The 19,793-nt window shown below is 47.7% G+C and carries 16 protein-coding genes, 1 pseudogene and 1 other annotated feature; all 17 genes and pseudogenes read right to left on the bottom strand.

Translation table 11 applies throughout. The annotated features are described in order from the left end of the window. The 17 genes and pseudogenes from WH46_RS12195 to murG all read right to left on the bottom strand — a co-directional run bounded on the left by WH46_RS12195 (position 1) and on the right by murG (position 19,718). Positions 1 to 1,131, bottom strand: coding sequence for a carbamoyl phosphate synthase small subunit (locus WH46_RS12195; protein WP_017811775.1), 1,131 nt, complete (start codon positions 1,129 to 1,131; stop codon positions 1 to 3). A gap of 107 nt (positions 1,132 to 1,238) precedes the next feature. Further along, positions 1,239 to 2,561 carry a dihydroorotase gene (locus WH46_RS12200; RefSeq protein WP_046226850.1) on the bottom strand — a complete coding sequence of 441 codons (1,323 nt, stop codon included), beginning with the start codon at positions 2,559 to 2,561 and terminating at the stop codon, positions 1,239 to 1,241. A gap of 139 nt (positions 2,562 to 2,700) precedes the next feature. Continuing rightward, positions 2,701 to 3,612 (bottom strand): aspartate carbamoyltransferase catalytic subunit, encoded by a 912-nt coding sequence (locus WH46_RS12205; RefSeq protein WP_046226851.1) that lies wholly within the window; start codon positions 3,610 to 3,612, stop codon positions 2,701 to 2,703. Beyond that, positions 3,609 to 4,169 carry a bifunctional pyr operon transcriptional regulator/uracil phosphoribosyltransferase PyrR gene (pyrR, locus tag WH46_RS12210; RefSeq protein ID WP_017811778.1) on the bottom strand — a complete coding sequence of 187 codons (561 nt, stop codon included), beginning with the start codon at positions 4,167 to 4,169 and terminating at the stop codon, positions 3,609 to 3,611. Before pyrR ends, WH46_RS12205 begins: the two co-directional genes overlap by 4 nt. Positions 4,170 to 4,713: 544 nt before the next feature. Beyond that, positions 4,714 to 5,670 (bottom strand): RluA family pseudouridine synthase, encoded by a 957-nt coding sequence (locus WH46_RS12215; protein WP_407944413.1) that lies wholly within the window; start codon positions 5,668 to 5,670, stop codon positions 4,714 to 4,716. Positions 5,671 to 5,751: 81 nt separating this feature from the next. Next, positions 5,752 to 6,243, bottom strand: a complete 492-nt coding sequence (lspA, locus tag WH46_RS12220) for a signal peptidase II (RefSeq protein ID WP_017811780.1) — start codon at positions 6,241 to 6,243, stop codon at positions 5,752 to 5,754. A gap of 443 nt (positions 6,244 to 6,686) precedes the next feature. Continuing rightward, complete coding sequence (gene ileS, locus WH46_RS12225) at positions 6,687 to 9,782, bottom strand: isoleucine--tRNA ligase (RefSeq protein ID WP_046226852.1); 3,096 nt, start codon at positions 9,780 to 9,782, stop codon at positions 6,687 to 6,689. Positions 9,783 to 9,913: 131 nt separating this feature from the next. Next, positions 9,914 to 10,278: a binding site (T-box leader), on the bottom strand. Between the two features lie 238 nt (positions 10,279 to 10,516). Next, positions 10,517 to 11,017 (bottom strand): annotated as a pseudogene (locus WH46_RS12230) (DivIVA domain-containing protein); the annotation flags it as partial. A gap of 344 nt (positions 11,018 to 11,361) precedes the next feature. Further along, positions 11,362 to 12,144 carry a YlmH family RNA-binding protein gene (locus tag WH46_RS12235; RefSeq protein ID WP_046226853.1) on the bottom strand — a complete coding sequence of 261 codons (783 nt, stop codon included), beginning with the start codon at positions 12,142 to 12,144 and terminating at the stop codon, positions 11,362 to 11,364. A 113-nt stretch (positions 12,145 to 12,257) separates the two neighbouring features. Further along, positions 12,258 to 12,527 carry a YggT family protein gene (locus WH46_RS12240; protein ID WP_017811785.1) on the bottom strand — a complete coding sequence of 90 codons (270 nt, stop codon included), beginning with the start codon at positions 12,525 to 12,527 and terminating at the stop codon, positions 12,258 to 12,260. A 7-nt stretch (positions 12,528 to 12,534) separates the two neighbouring features. Further along, positions 12,535 to 12,984, bottom strand: a complete 450-nt coding sequence (locus WH46_RS12245; RefSeq protein ID WP_017811786.1) for a cell division protein SepF — start codon at positions 12,982 to 12,984, stop codon at positions 12,535 to 12,537. Between the two features lie 2 nt (positions 12,985 to 12,986). Further along, positions 12,987 to 13,676: a YggS family pyridoxal phosphate-dependent enzyme gene (locus WH46_RS12250; protein ID WP_046226854.1), complete on the bottom strand. Its 690-nt coding sequence runs from the start codon at positions 13,674 to 13,676 to the stop codon at positions 12,987 to 12,989. 8 nt (positions 13,677 to 13,684) lie between these two features. Then, the gene (gene pgeF, locus WH46_RS12255) at positions 13,685 to 14,530 is read right to left on the bottom strand and encodes a peptidoglycan editing factor PgeF (RefSeq protein ID WP_046226855.1); all 846 of its coding nucleotides are present in this window, start codon (positions 14,528 to 14,530) and stop codon (positions 13,685 to 13,687) included. A gap of 194 nt (positions 14,531 to 14,724) precedes the next feature. Then, positions 14,725 to 15,873: a cell division protein FtsZ gene (gene ftsZ / locus WH46_RS12260; RefSeq protein ID WP_017811789.1), complete on the bottom strand. Its 1,149-nt coding sequence runs from the start codon at positions 15,871 to 15,873 to the stop codon at positions 14,725 to 14,727. Positions 15,874 to 15,936: 63 nt separating this feature from the next. After that, positions 15,937 to 17,193, bottom strand: a complete 1,257-nt coding sequence (gene ftsA / locus WH46_RS12265; protein WP_017811790.1) for a cell division protein FtsA — start codon at positions 17,191 to 17,193, stop codon at positions 15,937 to 15,939. 372 nt (positions 17,194 to 17,565) lie between these two features. Continuing rightward, positions 17,566 to 18,363: a cell division protein FtsQ/DivIB gene (locus tag WH46_RS12270; RefSeq protein WP_046226856.1), complete on the bottom strand. Its 798-nt coding sequence runs from the start codon at positions 18,361 to 18,363 to the stop codon at positions 17,566 to 17,568. Positions 18,364 to 18,593: 230 nt separating this feature from the next. Then, on the bottom strand, positions 18,594 to 19,718 hold the full coding sequence (gene murG, locus WH46_RS12275) for an undecaprenyldiphospho-muramoylpentapeptide beta-N-acetylglucosaminyltransferase (protein ID WP_017811792.1): 1,125 nt from the start codon (positions 19,716 to 19,718) through the stop codon (positions 18,594 to 18,596). Positions 19,719 to 19,793: the final 75 nt, after the last annotated feature.

Below are 19,793 nucleotides of genomic sequence, written 5' to 3' on the forward strand. Positions count from 1 at the left end.
TTAGCGAGCTCCTTTCACAGCGGCCATCATTTCAGCCTGACGTGTTTTCTTGGGGTTTTGCTGCTTATGTTCACGGATCATTTCCAGGAACCGGTCGAACAGATAACTGTTGTCAAATGGACCTGGTGCTGCTTCCGGGTGATATTGTACCGAGAATGCCGGGTATTTGCTGTGCTTGAGTCCTTCAATCGTCTTGTCATTATTATTGATATGAGTCACTTCCAGATCCGTTCCCTGAATCGACTCTTCCTTGACGGTATAACCGTGGTTCTGTGAAGTGATGTAGCAGCGGCCTGTGCTCAGATCCTTGACCGGATGGTTACCGCCGCGATGTCCGAATTTCAGCTTCTCGGTATCAGCGCCGCAAGCAAGTGCGAATAACTGATGACCCAGACAGATGCCGAAGATTGGATATTCGCCCAGCAGTTCGGCAATAACGCCGGCAGCTGCCATCACATCTTTTGGATCCCCAGGGCCGTTGGACAGCTGGATACCGTCAGGATGCAGGCGGCGAATCTGTTCTGCTGTAGTATCCTGAGGAACAACAACCACATCGCATCCACGCTGTGTCAGTTCGCGCATAATACCGCTTTTCGCGCCATAGTCGATTAGTACAATCCGTTCCTTGGCACCCGGACTGCTGTAGATATGGCGAGTCGATGTCTGGCTAACCTGATCGATCGACGAGCTGGTCGCCTGCAGACGCTCCATCAATTCTTCCGGAGACAGAGCAGCTGTCGTCAGAATCCCGCGCATCGTACCCTGGTGACGAATACGACGGGTCAGCATCCGTGTATCGATATCGCTGATGCCGATGATTCCATATTCCCGCAGCAGTTCATCAATCGTGTACTGGGCACGCCAATTGCTGGGAACAGGCTCATGCCGGCGGACGACGAATCCATTAATAAACGGGCGTACAGATTCAAAGTCATCACGGTTGATGCCGTAATTCCCGATCAGTGGATAGGTCATGGTAACGATTTGTCCGCAATAAGAAGGATCGGATAGTACCTCCTGATAACCGGTAATCCCTGTGTTGAATACAACCTCGCCTGTCGTTTCACCTTCCGCTCCAAAGCTCCGGCCGGTAAATAATGTGCCGTCTTCCAATAACAATTTTGCCTGCATTTCCGATTCACTCCTCTGTCATTCTCGAAAGTTATTATTAACGGGTATACAGTTCATATCACCCGTTCTGTATGCTCTATGAATAATTATATCACATTATAGTATATTTATGCACTAGGAGTTATAACTTCTTGTGACCATACGACTTGACCGTCTACAATCGTCATCGTTGGCCATCCTTGCAGCTTCCATCCTGTAAATGGTGTATTTTTTCCTTTGGAAGCAAAATCTGCCGGATCTACTGCCCGCTCTTCTTCCAGATCAATCAGTGTCAAATCAGCCGGTGCATTCTTTTCCAGACGTCCACTTTCCAGACGGAATACTCTTGCAGGATCTGCTGTCATGCGTTGTACCAGCATTTCCAGTGACCAGCGTCCGGTTTTGACAAACTGGGTATAGAGAAGCGGGAACGCTGTCTCGAATCCGGTAATACCAAATGGTGCCAGCTCCATGCCTTTCGCTTTTTCCTCGGCACTGTGCGGTGCATGGTCGGTAACGATCATATCCAGTGTACCGTCTTCCAGAGCAGCGATGCAGGCTTCCACGTCACGCGGCGAGCGCAGCGGCGGATTCATTTTCCAGTTGGCATCCAGACCCGGGATATCTTCGCTTGAGAGGATCAGATGATGCGGACACACCTCTGCAGTGACGTTGATACCGATCGATTTAGCCATACGAATCAGCCGGATCGATTGCTCGGTACTGACATGGCAGACATGATAATGAACGCCGGTTGCTTCCGCAAGCAGAATATCGCGGCCGACGTGAATGGCTTCCGATTCATTAGGGATCCCTTTGAGACCGTGTTTACGGGCAAATTCGCTTTCGGCTACGGCTGCACCGACTACCAGGGAATCATCTTCACAGTGAGCGATAACCGGCATATCCATCGAAGCTGCCAGAGCCATTGCATCCTTCATCATCTGGGCATTTTGCACACCTACACCATCGTCGGTGAATCCAATCGCACCTGCCTGCTTCAGTGCTGCAAAATCGGTCAGTTCGCGGCCGAGTTCATTATACGTAATCGCTGCATACGGCAGTACTTTGACTCCGTTAGCCTGTGCTGCTTTGTCCAGTACAAGCTGCACTACTTCCGGCTTATCTGTGACCGGCTTAGTATTTGGCATACATGCGATTGTCGTGAATCCGCCTTTAGCCGCAGCTTGTGTTCCTGTAGCTATTGTTTCTTTATGTTCAAAGCCGGGTTCGCGCAGATGCACATGCATATCGATCAATCCCGGTGTCAGCAGCTTACCCGATGCATCAATCTGTGTAATTTGCTTGTCTTCAGCAGTAACCAGAATCTTGTCAATCGAAGTTGTACCCGGGAAGATCGCTTTGATTTTGCCGGATTCTACCCATACATGAGTGCTTTCCAATTGGCCTTGTCCGTTCAGTACATTTGCATTTTTTATGAAAAGTGTCATTATTACCCTCCGAAATTTGGCGGTCTCCCTCTCTGATCTGTCAGATGGAATCGCTCGTTTATTTTCGGTATCCGCTCCTGCCAGCATATTTCCTGCAGGAGCGGATACCTGATTGATTCAGTCCACCGTACTGCAGGCTTTAGTTACGCAGCGCGCGTTCGATAACAGACATGCGAACCGGTACGCCATTTTGCATTTGGGTAAAGATTTTGGATTGTGCACTTTCGACCAGTGCGTCATCGATTTCAACATTACGGTTGACCGGAGCCGGGTGCATAATGATTGCATGTTTTTTCATTTTGCCAGCACGTTCTTCGGTTAGTCCATATTGCAGCCGGTAATCTTCGGCTGACTTCAGCATTCCTGTGGCATGACGTTCCAGCTGTACACGCAGCATCATGACTACATCGGCCTGCAGAGCTTCTTCCATGCTGATATAGCGAGCATCCGGCAGATCATCTGCCTTCATGTTATCCGGTGCGCAGAAGCTCACTTTGGCACCCAGAGCGTTCAGTGCCCAGTAATTGGAGCGGGCCACGCGGCTGTGCAGAATGTCACCAACAATGGCTACATGCAGACCTTTTACTTCGCCAAAATGACTGCGCATCGTATACAGATCAAGCAGCGCCTGTGTCGGGTGCTCGTTGTTACCATCCCCGGCGTTAATGAGCGGCACACCTACTTTGGCAGCCAGCTCCTGCAGTACACCGGCAGGCTTGAGGCGGATAATGCCTGCGTCAATGCCCATGCTCTCCAGTGTACGTACAGTATCATAGATCGACTCGCCCTTTTCCACACTGGAAGCAGCGGCCGTAAAATTCAGTACTTCGGCACCCAGACGCTTCTCTGCCATTTCAAAAGAAAAGCGGGTACGCGTGCTATTCTCGAAAAACATATTTGCGACGAATTTGGATTGCAGGACAGATACCTGCTTCTCTGTGTGGGCATCCCAGTAGGCTGCCCGATCCAGGATCGACGTCAGTTCATGAGCACTCATGCCTTTGAGACCGAGAAGACTGCGTTGATTTAGTGTAGGTGCTGCCATGATCATACAGTCACCTCCCGGTTCTGCATAATATTGACCTGATCGCTACCGTCTACTTCGCTCAGGCGAACTTCGATTTCTTCCAGTTTGGAAGTCGGTACGTTTTTGCCGATATAGTCAGGACGGATCGGAAGTTCCCGGTGTCCGCGATCAGCCAGTACAGCCAGCTGAATCTGCTCGGGTCTGCCGCAGTCCATCAGTGCATCCATCGCTGCACGAATGGTTCTGCCGGTGTAGAGTACATCATCGAACAATATCACTTTTTTGCCGCTGATATTCAGATTTTCCGGAGTCAGCATTGTGCGACCTGTTAATTCTGCCTGCTCTTGCTTGCGGTCATCCCGGTAGCCTGTAATATCCAGCTCGCCGTAAGGAACAGTAGCACCTTCAATTTCCTGTATACGTTCTGCCATACGTCTCGCCAGATAGACACCGCGGGTTCGAATACCGACAATAATACAATCTTCAATCCCTTTATTTTTCTCCAGAATCTCGTGTGCTATACGGGTCAGAGCACGGCGGATCGCCGTCTCGTCCATGATAATGTGTGTATCCATTGTCATGATTAATATCCTCCTCAGGTTTATGCTTCGTACACCTAAGGCCCCGTGGTTAACATTCGACTGCTATACTGATCTCGAGTCTAACCTTTTACCGTATGAGTACAGGGTATAAAAAAGACTCCCTGCCCCAAAACGGCAAGGAGTCTCGAGTCATCGACCGCAGTCATGACTGTCATACTCAGACGCACTGCAACATCACCGCTCCATCAGAGGGTGTACTTACAGTGAACATCATTCACGTTACCTTGCCAGTCTCACGGGACTGAATTAAAGGTGCTTATTCATCTGCATTGAATTATGACAGAAAGGTGAAGTCATGTCAACCTTAACATTTATCATCATGCGTAAGGTACGTATGCTCTTTGCTTTCTGAAGGTTAATCTCAACGGCTTATAGGTATTTATATTTTTTACTATGCCAGATATTATTGTGATCTAATGTCATACACAAATAAAAAAGTCTGTCTTCCTGATCGGAAAGACAGACTTAATTGATATGTTATTTCGTATTTGATCCATACAATCTTACTGGATGAATAACCGGCTTAGCGATTACGTAGTGCGTGCAGTTCCTGTTCCATGTCGTCTGGAATAGGCGCTTCAAATTCCATATATTCCCCTGTTGTCGGATGTTCGAATCCAAGGATCGCTGCATGCAGTGCCTGTCCTTTGACAAAGGAAGCCTTGGCACGAACGCGTCCATACATCGGATCACCCACCAATGGATGCTCGATAAACTTCATGTGCACACGAATCTGGTGCGTACGTCCGGTCTCCAGACGCAGCTCGGCTACCGTGAAGTCACCAAAACGCTCGGTTACCGCGAAATGGGTCACTGCGCGCTTGCCGTTGCGATCGGTTACCGTGAACATTTTACGGTTCTGTGAAGCACGGCCAATTGGCGCATCAATAGTTCCGTGATCATGCTCGATATTGCCATGTACGAGCGCAATATATTTACGTGTAACGGTATGATTCTTCAGTTGGGCAGATAGGGAAGCATGGGCTTTGTCATTTTTGGCAGCCATCAGCAGTCCGCTAGTGTCCTTGTCGATCCGGTGTACAATGCCTGGACGCAGCTCGCCGTTAATACCGGACAGATCGGTACAATGATGCATTAGCGCATTCACCAGCGTACCCGAAGAATGCCCTGCTGCCGGATGAACAACCATTCCGCGTGCTTTGTTCACAACAATTACATCCGCATCTTCGTATACAATATTCAATGGAATATTTTCCGGCTCAATCTCTACCGCCGACAGATCCGGTACACGTACAGTAACCTGTTCGCCTTCTACCAGTTTGTGATTGGCTTTGACAGGCTGCTCATTCACGGTTACGTGACCGCCACTGATCCACTGCTGTACCTGGGACCGGGAAATGCCTTCCGGCAGACGATCAGTAATATATTTATCGATACGTGCTTTGGCTTCATCCGCAGCAACTGTCCATTCCAGCAGTTCCGCACCTGCTTCTTCGCCGTCTTCCAGCATCTCGTCCAGCTCTGCCGTAACTTCCAGCGTATCCATTTCTTCTACCGTTTCCAGACCATCGGTCTGATTATGCTTATCCTGCTTGCTCACTTATACATTCTCCTCTTCCTGATTAACAGGCTGTTTCTTCTCACGGATCATATCCAGCAGTGCGTCCAAAATAATAAGCGCCACACCGACAACAATACAGGAATCCGCTACATTAAAGATCGGGAAGGTGTAACTTCCAAAGTTAAACTGAAAGAAATCAACTACTTCACCCATACGTGCACGATCTATAAAATTGCCGACCGCTCCGCCAAGCACAAGCGACAATGCCAAAGGCAGCAGCTTATCCGGACGTGATTTCACTTTTTGGATATACCATACAATTGCAACCACTACAACAATAGTAATAACGATAAAAAACCAGCGCTGATTTTGCAAAATACCAAAGGCAGCACCCTGATTACGATGTGATGTAATCAGGAAAAAGTCACCGATTACCGGAATTTGTTCTCTTAGCTCCATTCGTGTGGCCACAAAGTGCTTGCTGATCTGGTCGATAATAATAGCCACGAGCGCAATTACATAATAGATCACGTTCATCCTCCACCCTGTTTGTTCAATCCCTGTGCCGGCGGCAGCGGATATTAACTATCATTTTGTCCGTTTGCATCATGAACACAGCTTTTCCTATTGTAGCATAGGGAGAAATGATGCGTCTATTGATCGACTGCAGATCGGTTCTATGTATAATATGTTTTAGGCTTTTATGTATGTTTCTAACAATCACACTAGCAGGCTTCAATTTTATGTTTCTTTTACTTATGTTTAGTAGTTATATTTATTTCATATTCAATTATATGATCTGTATGCATTTGTATGTATAGTTATAAAAATCCCCCCTCAAGGTCAATAGGTATGCTATCCGCTAATAGCGCACCCATTTTTTATGAGGAGGGATTTTTAGTTATAGTGCCTATTACTTGCAATACTAATCTATTACTATATAACGTTTATTGCATTTTAATGATCATCATTTATCAGGAAATATGAATACCTGCTTTTTGACCAACCAGCTCTACTTGCTCCATGTTTGCCACTTCACCAAATGTTACATCGGTTACGAGTACATTCTCACGCAGTACATGGTCAAACGCTTCGATTGCCCCACGCAGTTCATCATTCACATTCAGCGTCAGATGAACATATTTCTCGATCGGCAGGTCGAGCTTTTTGCGGTAATCCTGGACAGTACGCACGACTTCACGAACCCAGCCTTCCTGCTCCAGTTCAGGTGTGATATCCGTGTTCAGTGCAACGGTCAGACCATAACCGGATGCAGAAGCAAAGCCGGATTTAGCTTTTTTCTCTACCAGCAGTTCTTCGCTGGTGACATGCAGTTCTTCGCCTTCCGGAGAAGTAATGTTCAATACACCGGCTGCGACTACTTTACGAGTCTCTTCGACAGACATTTCCTTGAAGAAATTCTGCAGGAAGCCTACATTTTTACCGTATTTTTTACCAGCTACTTTCAGGTTCAGCTTGAAGCTGAAGTCAACAAAGCCTGCATCGTCATGTTCGGTACGGATACCTTTGACGTTGATCTCGTCTTTGATGATCTCTTCATACGAAGCCAGATCAAAGTCTTTGTCCAGCGACACGATCAGCTCGGACAGAGGCTGACGGTTTTTGATACCGGTCTCGTTACGTACGTTACGTGCCAGCTCGACAATACGGCGTGCGGTCTCCATATCGCGCTCCAGCTCCAGATCAACGAGGGATTCGTTAACAACCGGATAGTCTTCCATATGCACGCTCTCACCACTGCTCAGGTTGAGATAGATGTCTTCAGCCAGCATTGGTGTAAATGGAGCCACCAGCTTGGCAGTGGTCAGCAGTACTTCAGTCAGTGTACGGTATGCATCCAGCTTGTCTGCAGTCAATCCGCTGCCCCAGAAACGGTCACGGGAACGACGGATATACCAGTTGCTCAGCTCATCTACAAAGCCTTCGATCGCTTTGGAAGAATTCAGGTAATCATTTACAGCAAGTGCTTTTTCCACCTGAACGATCAGGCTATTCAGACGGGATACAATCCAGCGATCCAGCTTGTGTGCCGATGGTTGGAACGGATGCTCTGCCGGATCAAATCCATCGATCGTCGCATACAGCGTCAGGAACGCATGGGTATTCACGAGTGTATCGATCATTTTGGATTTGGCTTCGCCGACGATGCCTTTGGAGAAGCGTTTGCTGTTCCATGGTGCACTATCGGACAGCAGCGCCCAACGGAATGCATCGGTACCATACTCTTCAATGACTTCCCAAGGATCGATAACATTACCTTTGGACTTGGACATTTTCTGTCCGTTCTCATCAAGTACGTGTCCGGTTGCCATAACAGCTTTGTATGGCGCTTTGCCGGTCATCAGAGTCGATACCGCCAGCAGACTGTAGAACCAGCCGCGCGTCTGGTCGATACCTTCACAGATCATATCGGCCGGATACTGCTGCTCGAAGGTCTCCATATTTTCAAAAGGATAATGCTGTTGGGCAAATGGCATAGATCCGCTGTCGAACCATACATCGATGACTTCCGGTGTACGTTTCATTTCGTACTTGCCACAGGAGCTGCGAACTTTGATATCATCCACGTATGGCTTATGCAGTTCCAGGTTCTCTGGTACATCACCGATCGCACGCTCACGCAGTTCGGCGATACTGTGCGGTGCAAACTGCTCACCGGTCTCCTCGCATACCCATACGTTCAGCGGCGTACCCCAATAACGGTCACGGCTGATATTCCAGTCGACCAGATCCTCCAGGAATTTCCCGAAACGACCTTCACGTACGTGTCCTGGATACCAGTTCACTTCGTTGTTGTTGGCGATCAGCTGATCCTTGATCGCTGTTGTCTGGATAAACCAGCTGTCCATCGCATAATACAGCAGCGGTGTATCACAGCGCCAGCAGAATGGATAGCTGTGCTCGTATCTTTCTTTGCTGAACAGTCGTTCGTGTTCGGACAGGTAGCGGATGATATCCACATCGCAGTCTTTGACAAAACGTCCGGCAAAGTCAGTCACCGCATCCACGAATTTACCTTCCAGGTCGACCATATTCACGAAAGTAATACCGTTCTCGCGGCAGACACGATAGTCATCTTCACCATGAGCCGGCGCCATATGAACGATACCTGTACCACTGGCATCGGTAACAAATCCTGCACCCAGGATGATATTCGCTTTTTCCGCTTTGATATAGTTAAACGGAGGATCGTACGTTTTGCCTACCAGATCAGAACCTGGCATGGTGCTCAGTACTTCATAATCGCCTTTGCTATCTTTCATTACTTCTTCGACAAGGTTCTTCGCCATGATGTATACTTCGCCATTCTGGCTAACACGTGCATATTCCATATCAGGATTAACTGCCAGTGCTACGTGGGAAGGCAATGTCCATGGAGTGGTTGTCCAGGCTACCACATATTCGCCGCTGTCATCCAGCTTGAACTTGGCAGTTGCACTGAGATCCTTGACGTCTTTGTACCCTTGCGCTACTTCATGAGAACTCAGTGTCGTCTGACAGGAAGGACAGTAAGGACTTACACGGTGTCCGCGGTACATTAGTCCTTTGTCATGAATGGTAGCCAGGTTATTCCATACGCTCTCGATGTAGTTGTTATCGAGTGTAATGTATGGATTGTCCATATCGGTCCAGTAGCCGATGGCTTCGGTCAGATCACGCCACTGCTGTTCATATTCGAACACACTGGCTTTACATTCATTAATAAATTTCTCGACGCCATAATCTTCGATTTCCCATTTGTGGGAAATGCCCAGCTTTTTCTGTACGCCCAGTTCTACTGGCAGACCGTGGGTATCCCAGCCCGCTTTACGTACAACACGATATCCTTTCATCGTGTTATAACGACCGATAAAGTCTTTAATAACGCGGCCAAGTACATGCCCGATATGCGGCTTGCCGTTTGCAGTTGGCGGTCCTTCATAAAATACAAAGTTCGGTTTGCCCTCGCGACTCTCGATGGAGCGCTGGAAAGTACGCTCGCTGTTCCATTTGTTCAGGATACGCAGGTCGCGTGCCCGTGCTTTTTCTTTGATATCCACTTTTTGCATGTCCATTTCATCCTTTCGGTCTGTCTCATTTTGCTGCGATCTTCGGTCTGGTTATCTACTTGACTGCTTATCTCGTGTATATTTCTTCACTATAATCAGTCTGTTCCAGAACATAAAAAAGCCCCGTCCCAAAAAGGGACGAGGCTGCTCGCGTTACCACCCTTGTTCCATTTGATCTGCCTGCTTTTGAGGCTGAAAATCACCTGCTCGCTTCTTGTACCCTTTTGCCGACATCAGCACATGAATGAACTGAACAATCCGCAAAAATGCACGTTCTGCTGCAGAATGAATCTCCACAGATAAAATGACACTTGTACCCGCACTATACTATGCGGTGCCCTGTTAACGACAGGCACTCCGGCTTGGCTTACTGCAATTACGGTTCAGCCGCGCTTCTCCGGGGAGATCTTCCATAGCGCATTGTTCATTGGCTTGCACCTTCCGCCAACTCTCTGGGAACAATGACAGCCTGTACTGGCCCCATCACTGAATTTATAAGTTATATCGATTATTTCACTGTCTCCGATTGTCTGATAATTACTCAGAACCGTCGGCTGTATCCAATACCTAATCCAGACACAGGTATAAAATATTTATAGCGCTTCAGGCTGAAAATGTCAACCTGATCTTTGGCATCATTAGTACACATCGCCGGAGGAACGGGATTCTTCCGCTTCGCGATCTTCCAAGCGCTCACGTTCACGATTCCACTGTTCGCGTTCACGCTCATTACGCTCCTGGCGCTCACTGCTGGTGCGTTCCAGTTCGCGGGTCTGATTCTCCAGTGCGTCCCAACCGTCCTGGCTAAGCAGTTCCAGCTGCGCTTCAACCAATGTACGGAAACGGGTACGGTAAATGGAAGCCTGCTTTTTGAGTTCTTCCACTTCCATCGAGACCTTGCGTGCCTTGGACAGAGACTCATTGATAATCCGGTCCGCATTTTTCTCGGATTCCTTGATGATCAACTGAGCTTCTTTTTTGGCATTGTTCTTCACCTCATCTGCTGCTTCCTGGGCAACGATGATTGTTTTGCTGAGTGTCTCTTCCAGATTGGCGAAATGATCCAGACGCTCCTGTACAGCCAGCAGCTGGTTTTGCAGGTCTTTATTATCGCGGATCATTCCCTCATAATCCTTGATCACCTGATCCAGGAACTCATTCACTTCGTCTTCGTCATAACCACGCAGCCGACGCGAGAATTCCTTATTATGTATATCCAGCGGGGTTAATGGCATAATAGACACCTCCTATAATATTCAGGCCGCTTAAATTGCCTCATTACTGTTATCATACTGTATTTCAGCAAAGTTGAATATACTCTTATGCCGAAAGACTGCATGTTAGCAGGTATTGGCTGATACCGCCTGCTTTTTAATCCCGCTTTACGTTTTATTCACACCGGAAATAACAGCCGGGTACAAAAAAACCGACCGGTATATGATGATACGGTCCGTTTTTTTGTTGACCCTTCTGCCTGCTTATCCATCTATGAACTGCATAGTGATGTTATCTCTCTGCAATCAGCATGAGGATGTTATCCGCCGATGCGGTAAAACGTAAAAGAAAGACCTACTGTTTATCACACAAATTTGCCAATTTTGACTCGGTATCTTCCTTTTTTGGTTACGCCATCCAGTTCAAGTACCTTGAAACGGCCCATTCCCTGCACAGAGACCATATCCCCTTCTTTGAGAGGATGGGAAGGATCTTCTTCGGGCTTCCAGTTCACCCGGCAGCGCCCGGCTTTGATCGGCACCAGAATCTTGCTACGGCTCAGCCGGTAGACATCGCTGGCGATGCCATCCAGCCGCATGGAAGCCACTGTCAGTTCCATTGTCTGGATATCCGGCACAGCTGCCCGTAATGCACTTGCTGGCAGCAGTTCGGTCATCACATGCAGCCGGTGCACCTGAGTCAGATGCAGATGCAGGTACGAAGCAATCTCGGAAGCCACGACAGTATGGCAGCCATCCTCCAGCACATGGATATCTCCTACTTTGCCGCGCTTGATACCGAGGCCCAGAATAGAACCCATATAATCGCCATGTTCCAGTTCGGTAAACTTCTGACCTTCCGGCGTAATGGATAACACTTCTATCTGCATGTCTTCCGATTCCAGATCCAGATAGTCCGGACCAACCAATGCCCGTTTGCGTTCTGCATGCGGTGAACCGCCTTCCAGGCGCAGATGAACATCCGGTTCTCTGGCAATCAGCGTAGACAGAATATAGGCCTGTCGCGGATCGAGAAAATCGGTCAGTTTCTGCTCATGATAACGGGCTGCGTTATGAACCCACTCCGCAGCCCGCTCTACAAACTCCCGCTCATCCGGATGAAAATGATGTTGAATATTACTATGCATGAGTGGTTACTACCTTTCGTGGAGTGATTTTGCGATCTCTCCTGTACTGTAGACACATATCCTCGCCTAGCTGCTGCAAGACGAACAAACGGTATTCAGAACTTGTCTCCTGCTTAATAAAACAGGCTGATCAACAAATACTGCAAGCCGCTAAAAGCTAATCTCAATACGAACAACGCCACGATTGGCGAAATATCCAGTACCCCGCCGATTGGTGGAATGAAACGGCGAAACGGTGCCAAATAAGGCTCCACCAGTCGTGCCAGCAGCTGTCCAAATGAACTCTCGCGTGCGCTTGGCAACCAAGACAGCAGGATATAAATAATAAGCATATACGTATAAATTTGGTACAGATAGTATAATACCGTAAGAAGCGTATCCAAAGTCTTATCACCTCATCTTGTTATAATCAAAATCTTCACCAAGTATCTCCGCGATTGTGCCCTCAATCTCTACCGTATCCGGTGTGCACAGGAAAATGTTACCGCCGATCTTGGAAATGCTGCCGCCCAGTGCATAGACTGTTCCGCTCATAAAATCAATAATACGCAGCGCCTGATCCGTACGAACACGCTGCAGATTAACAATAACCGAACGGTGCGAACGCAGATGATCTGCAATATCCTGCGCCTCATCATAACTGCGCGGCTCATTCAAAATGACTTTCACATTTTTTTGTGAATGAATACTAACGACATTATTCGCTCTACTGTTCTTACGTAGATCGGACGGAGAAGTTTCACGGGGCTCATCATCTTCCTCAATAATTTGCTCGCGTTCTACAATTTCCTCTTCTTCCTGAAGTCCCAAAAAATTCATAAAGCGATTCATTACACCCATCGTTAATCCTCCTCTTTACCCACCAGGATGGAGCCGAGGCGTACAAAAGTCGCCCCCTCCTCAATTGCTATCTCAAAGTCGCCCGACATTCCCATCGACAAATGCTGTATCGGCTGTTCCGTCAGCTTCAGTTCATTTAAGCGATCTCTTAGTTCACGAAGTCCGCGGAATACAGGACGTGTCTGTTCCGCATCCTCTACTTCGGGTGCCATTGTCATCAGCCCCACCACATTCAGATGTGGCATCTGCTGCAAAGACTCCAAAAAAGCAGGAGCTTCTTCCGCTGCAAGTCCATACTTAGACTCTTCTCCGGAAATATTGACCTGTACGAATACATTGACACGGATATCCAGTTCGGCTGCCTTTTTTTCCAGTTCTTTGGCGAGCGACAGGCGATCCAGAGAATGAATATATTGAAATTTGCCAATAACGTCTTTGACTTTGTTGGTCTGTAAATGACCGATAAAATGCCATACACCGCGATCATGCAGTGCTTCCCATTTTGCCTGGGCGTTCTGCCAACGGTTTTCTCCCAGATGCATCAGTCCTGCATCCAGTACATCTGCTGTTTTTGCCAGCGATACATACTTGGTCACAGCGACAATCTGAACCTCATCGGCATGACGATTATTTCGCTCACAGACCGCCTGAATACGCTCCTGTACATGAGCAATACGTTCCTGTAGTCCCAATCTGTAGTTCACTCCATTTCTATGCCAACCCAGCTAGCCATACGTCCTGTACGTCCTCCATCTGCACGATAGGAGAAGAACAAATCATTGTTCTCGTACGTACACCAACTACTCATTTCGATATGCTGGGGCTGTATTCCTGCAAAAATCATAATTTCACGGTTTAATTGTTTGAGGTCGAGCCAGGTTTTGCCCGGCTTGCCCGGTCTCGCGTATGTAAGCTGCTGACCATTACCCTCAAGCTTTGCTGTCCAAACATCTACGGCATCCATAACCTTGTGATCCACTTCATAATGATCGCTGCCAATAGAAGGTCCAATGGCTGTACGAATATCTTCTGTACGACTTCCATACTGCCCTGTCATCGTTCGGATCATCTCTCCGGCAATATCGGCTACTGTGCCTTTCCAGCCGGCGTGCGCCAGTCCTACGACCTTATTTACCGGGTCTATAAAATATAATGGCACACAATCCGCATAAAAGGAAGTGAGTAATATCCCCGGTACGTTGGTGACCAGCCCATCTGTATTCTGAAATGCGCTTTCCCGATCTGCCCAGCCTTTGCCTGCATGTTCAGCAGTAACGATTTCAATGTGATTACTGTGTACCTGTTCTCCACATACCCAGTTCTCCTGATGAAATCCCAGAGCGTCACAGAGCATTTTACGATTCTCCAGTACGTCCCCGGCATGATCTTCTACATGATAAGCCAGATTAAAAGAATCATAGGGTGCCTTGCTGACTCCACCCTTTCTTCCGGTAAATCCTGCAGTCAATCCGCTGCTATATGCTGAATAGTCCAGCTTAAACAGCTCTGGTCTGTTGTTTTCCATGGTATGAATAAACGGTTCCATATGCGTACCTCATTTCCGGCATTCCTGTACAGATGTTTTTCTGTACGAATATTCAACAAAATACATAAAAGCTGCTGAAATGAAAAAGACCTGTTTTCCGTAGAAAACAAGTCCTTTCCGTAACACACAGGTACATCTTTGTATCGGGTACATTTACCATTACGATCGGTGTCCTGCTGTTAATATTACCAGTTCTAGTCGTTTTTATGACGGGAACGGTTACGCAGGAAAGTCGGGATATCCAATTGATCTCCGCTTGGTTGTTGATTGTTGCTGAATTGGCGCTGACTAGGCGCTTTTTCTTCAGCAGGTGCCTCACTGGAAGTTGGTTGCTGTCCTTGTGGCTGGGATGCAGATGGACGACGTGCCGGCTGCATTGGCTGTGCCGGTTTGTGTTCAAAACCAGTCGCAATAACCGTAACCTTGATCTCTTCCTTGAGGTTCTCGTCAATGATCGCACCGAAGATCATGTTTACTTCCGGATCGGAAGCACTGATTACAATTTCGGCTGCTTCATTGACTTCGTACAGGGACAGGTTATTGCCGCCTGTGATATTCATGATAACGCCGCGTGCGCCTTCGATTGAAGTCTCCAGCAGTGGGCTCATGATGGCTTTACGTGCTGCTTCTGCTGCACGGTTCTCGCCTGTTGCTTCACCAATACCCATCAAAGCAGAGCCACGCTCGGTCATGATGGTTTTAACGTCAGCAAAGTCAAGGTTGATCAGACCCGGTACAGCGATCAAATCGGAAATACCTTGTACAGCCTGACGCAGTACATTATCCGCTTCGCGGAATGCTTCCAGCATCGGAGTCTTTTTGTCAACGATCTCCAGCAGGCGGTCATTCGGGATAACGATCAGTGTGTCTACTTTTTCCTTGAGCGCTTCAATACCAAGCTCTGCCTGGGAGAAACGTTTGCGACCCTCAAAAGTGAACGGACGTGTAACTACGCCAACCGTCAGGGCACCGCATTCTCTGGCAATCTCAGCTATTACAGGGGCTGCCCCTGTTCCTGTACCGCCGCCCATACCTGCAGTGACGAATACCATATCTGCCCCTTTCAGCGTGTTGCTGATCAGATCACGGGATTCTTCGGCTGCTTTTTTACCTACGTCAGGATTTGCTCCTGCACCCAGACCGCGAGTCAGCTTGTCGCCGATTTGCAGTTTATGTTCGGATTTGGCCAGATGCAGTGCCTGTGCATCTGTATTTACTGTTATAAATTCCACGCCTTGAACACCATTTTCGATCATCCGATTGACTGCATTGCTACCGCCGCCGCCAACACCGATGACCTTAATCTGGGCCAGGCTTTCCATTTCGAAATCAAATTCCAACATACTCTTCCATCTCCCCCTCATTGTCCATGAATGGCTCGTTCCAAGCTAGAATGAACTTCCTTATTAAATGAATTCACTGAACATATTTTTGAGCCGTTCAATCAAGCCCGGTTTTGCATTGCTCTCCGGGGTCGATGCAGCTTTGTTACGAGCCGGTGCTTTTTTGTTGGCGCCCGCTGTACTTCCACCGCTGCGAATATTGCGAATTACATTATACAGGATACCGACTCCACTCGTATAGGCAGGGTCACGTACACCGATATAATCAGGAACTGCAATCCGGACAGAGGCTGCCAATTCTTCACGGGCAATCTCCAGAACACCCGGCATGGATACAGTGCCTCCTGTGAGTATATAACCACCCGGCAGCTCATGATAACCGAGACGTACAACTTCCTGACGAATCAATTCGAAAATTTCCTGTACACGCGGTTCGATAATCGCTGCAAGATCCTGTTGTGTGAACTCCTTGTCCACGTTGCTGCCGATGCGTTGTACTTTGAATACTACATCGGGAGCCGCTTCCTCATGGAGTGCACAGCCATACTTCAATTTTACCTTCTCTGCATTCTCTGTCAGCGTGCGCAGACCATAAGCGATATCGTTCGTGACGAATTCGCCGCCGATTGGCAAGGTAGAGGTTGCTTTGAGCGAACCTTCTTCGAAAATTGCAATGGTGGATGATCCTGCTCCAATATCGACCAGAACAGCTCCCATTGTCTTTTCGTCCTTGGACAGTGCCAGCTGCCCTGCTCCCAGCGAAATCAATACCAGATCCTTAATGTGCAGATCCGCTTTCTCTACACAACGCAGAAGATTATGAATAGATGTCTTGGCACCTGTAATAATGGTAGCTTCTACTTCCAGTCTCACGCCAATCATACCGCGCGGGTCCTGAATTCCTTCCAGTCCGTCCACCACGTATTGCTTGGCGACTACATCGATAATCTCCCGTTCCGGCGGAAGGGCAATCACTTCTGCCGCTTTCAGCACCCGTTCGATATCTTCCTCACCAATTTCGCGGTCTTCATTGGATACGGCTACTACTCCGTGGCTCGTTTGAAGTCCAATATGGTTGCCCGAAATACCTACAATCACTTCAGATATTTGAATGCCGACCATACGCTCTGCATGATCAACTGCATTTCGGATGGACTGCACGGTTTGATCAATATCAACGATCGCGCCCTTGCGAATTCCTTCCGAGTCGGCAGATCCAACTCCAATAATATTAAAGGTTCCATTGTTCATTTCCCCGATAATAGCACGAACTTTGGATGTACCGATGTCCAAACTAACAATGATGTCATTGTTGCTCAAGCCCTTGGCACCTCCTGTAAATTCCTGAATTAAAATAGTGCATTTCCGTTCTTCCGGGCTTGCTGCCTAAAAGCTGGAAATTCAATTTCCGAAAATCATTTTCCATAAAACGCTCTCTACATTAGTATTCCACATTTCATATGCTTTCCCTCTTTTTTCTGCAAACTTTTTGAGGTTCCGAAAAACGTTAAAAGTCTGGAGAAAAAAGAAAGAGTTCACCGGGTACTTCAGAAAATTGTTAAGCCAGTATTAAAGTTTACAATTCTTTAATATCTATACAGCCTATTCTAGCATTTTTCTGACGCCACAGAAAGTATTGCAGCCCGAACATTGTCAAAAAGTACATTTTGCCGACAAAAGATGTCAAAATCGTTACTGTGCAGGCGCTTCTTCTGTCTGATCTTTGATATCATCCGGATTGAACGGTGTATAGGCATCTGCTTCCAGCATTGTTATCACACCGGGCGGTTGTGTCTCAATTACCTGATTCAGGTATTCCACTTTATCCGCCAGCAGCGATATGCTTGTAATCACTTCAAAGCGCGAGCGGGTATACATCATGATTCGATCCGGGAATGAAGGCGTCGGTGAAGGAATAATCTCCGAGATATCCGAGGTTAGCTCACTCGGTATCGTACCCAGTACTTTGCACAGCTGAACCTTTTGCGCTTCGTAGTCCGACCATTGGGTAAGGACGGGCTTTTCTACAGCTACCCCGCGCGTGTCGGCACGTACCGCAGCTCCGCTCTGCAAAATAGCTGTCAATTGTCCGGATCCTGCCAGTTCATAGGCAACCACAGGATACTCTTTGATCGTAACATCGATTTTGCCTGGAAAATGCTTGGTCACTGTAGCACTCTCAATTGCCGGGATGCTTAGCAGCCTTTCTTTGAGGGTATCCTCAGATGTACCGTAAAAAGCATTTCCTTTGGCCAGACGGGTTGCTGACAGCAGATCTTCCTTGGACGTAAACGCATTACCCCTGAAAGTAATCTCTGATATTTTGCCCAGCGGTGAAAACCAGAACACAATCCCAAGTACCAGCAGGAAAAAGATACTTAGCATGATGATCAGTCGATTTTTGCGTCCGAATAATTTGCGGCCCGCAGCAGGACGCGATTCTGCAGAAGATTCTTTTTTCGGAAGAACAACTAGTTTTTGCTTTGGCATGGCAATTCTCCAATAAGTCTTATTTCAATTCCATCTGTATTGCAGCCAGATTGTACCTGAACTTCTCCGTCATTATAGCATGCCTCATTTGGAATCCCCAACCAGCGTAAAATGTCTCCCGATATTGCCTGCATATCACGAAAACTGTTTATCACAGTGCCAGTCGTCCGATAGGGGGTAAACTATTTCTGCTTTGACACGAACGACTGCTATGTAACGGTCCAGCATCCTTATTGGGTTACCACAGAAGCATTGCAAATACGCTGGATCTCTTCAACCAGCAAAAAGGCCGATTGTGGAGTACCGAGAGTAGAAGCAGCCTCGGACATCCTTTGTCGCTCTTCTTCATGATCCATAATTTTATCAATGTGAGCAATCAGAGTCGCTCCGTTTAACTCACGCTCCAATATCATCTCTGCTGCTCCGGCTTTTCGAAGAGCCAGCGCATTGGCTTCCTGATGATTATTGGTGACATTCGGTGAAGGAATCAATAAAGAAGGTGTCCCCAGTGATGTAATCTCCGCGAGTGAGGAAGCACCTGCACGACCAATCACAAGAGAAGTCGCTGCCAGTACTTCCGGCATATTCGGAATATACGGCAGTACATGCAGATAATTCGGCATGGAATCGGTCGCCTGGTTAATGCGTTCATAGATTTCGTCATAGTAGATTTCACCAGTAACGAACACATAATGAACATCCGGCTTGGACTTTAACAGAGGCGCTGCCTGCACCATCGCTTCCACAAGAGCCCGTGCACCACGACTGCCGCCTACCATCAACACTACTCTGGCATCTGCCGGAAGTCCCAGTGAAGCAAGTCCTCTTTCACGATCGGCATGCTGAACCATAGTCGCTCGTGGATTTCCGGTGAACAGTACATGTTTGGCCCGTTTGAACTTGGAGATCGCCTCTTCAAAGCTCACTGCCACGGTATCGGCATAACCGCTCAAGAACAAATTCGTCAGTCCCGGAATCGCATTCTGCTCGTGTACCATGGTAGGAATCCCCAGCTTGGCAGCTGCATATACTACGGGTCCACACACATAACCTCCGGTACCAATTACAATATCCGGCTTGAATTCACGAATCAGCTTTTTGGAAATTTTGACACCCTGTATAAATCGATTGATTGTCTTGATATTTTCCAGTGAAAATAGTCGTCTGCGGAAACCTGTAATATCGATCGTTTCAAAGCGCATTTTGGTCTCTGGAACGATTCGTGTCTCCAGTCCGCGCTTGCCGCCAATATACAGAAATTCCGCTTTGATACCTTGCTCTTTGAATTGCTCGGCAATAGCCAGCGCAGGGTATATATGGCCTCCGGTTCCACCGCCAGTTAATATAACTCGCATTTATCGCACCTCCTTTCATTTAAATTTGCGTATCTTAGTCTCTGAGTTACATATTGTATAGCAGAATAGTTCACA

It is taken from the genome of Paenibacillus dauci, from assembly GCF_000971985.1.
GTDB classification, from domain to species: Bacteria; Bacillota; Bacilli; order Paenibacillales; family Paenibacillaceae; genus Saccharibacillus; species Saccharibacillus dauci.

What these genes read in the sequence shown, in the direction of transcription:
- murG (WP_017811792.1), bottom strand. Translation starts at nt 19,718, where the DNA reads ATGCGAGTTATATTAACTGGCGGTGGAACCGGAGGCCATATATACCCT.
- pgeF (WP_046226855.1), bottom strand. Translation starts at nt 14,530, where the DNA reads ATGGAACCGTTTATTCATACCATGGAAAACAACAGACCAGAGCTGTTT.
- WH46_RS12200 (WP_046226850.1), bottom strand. Translation starts at nt 2,561, where the DNA reads ATGACACTTTTCATAAAAAATGCAAATGTACTGAACGGACAAGGCCAA.
- WH46_RS12205 (WP_046226851.1), bottom strand. Translation starts at nt 3,612, where the DNA reads ATGATCATGGCAGCACCTACACTAAATCAACGCAGTCTTCTCGGTCTC.
- WH46_RS12195 (WP_017811775.1), bottom strand. Translation starts at nt 1,131, where the DNA reads ATGCAGGCAAAATTGTTATTGGAAGACGGCACATTATTTACCGGCCGG.
- WH46_RS12235 (WP_046226853.1), bottom strand. Translation starts at nt 12,144, where the DNA reads ATGCATAGTAATATTCAACATCATTTTCATCCGGATGAGCGGGAGTTT.
- pyrR (WP_017811778.1), bottom strand. Translation starts at nt 4,169, where the DNA reads ATGACAATGGATACACACATTATCATGGACGAGACGGCGATCCGCCGT.
- WH46_RS12245 (WP_017811786.1), bottom strand. Translation starts at nt 12,984, where the DNA reads ATGGGTGTAATGAATCGCTTTATGAATTTTTTGGGACTTCAGGAAGAA.
- ftsZ (WP_017811789.1), bottom strand. Translation starts at nt 15,873, where the DNA reads ATGTTGGAATTTGATTTCGAAATGGAAAGCCTGGCCCAGATTAAGGTC.
- ileS (WP_046226852.1), bottom strand. Translation starts at nt 9,782, where the DNA reads ATGCAAAAAGTGGATATCAAAGAAAAAGCACGGGCACGCGACCTGCGT.
- WH46_RS12270 (WP_046226856.1), bottom strand. Translation starts at nt 18,363, where the DNA reads ATGCCAAAGCAAAAACTAGTTGTTCTTCCGAAAAAAGAATCTTCTGCA.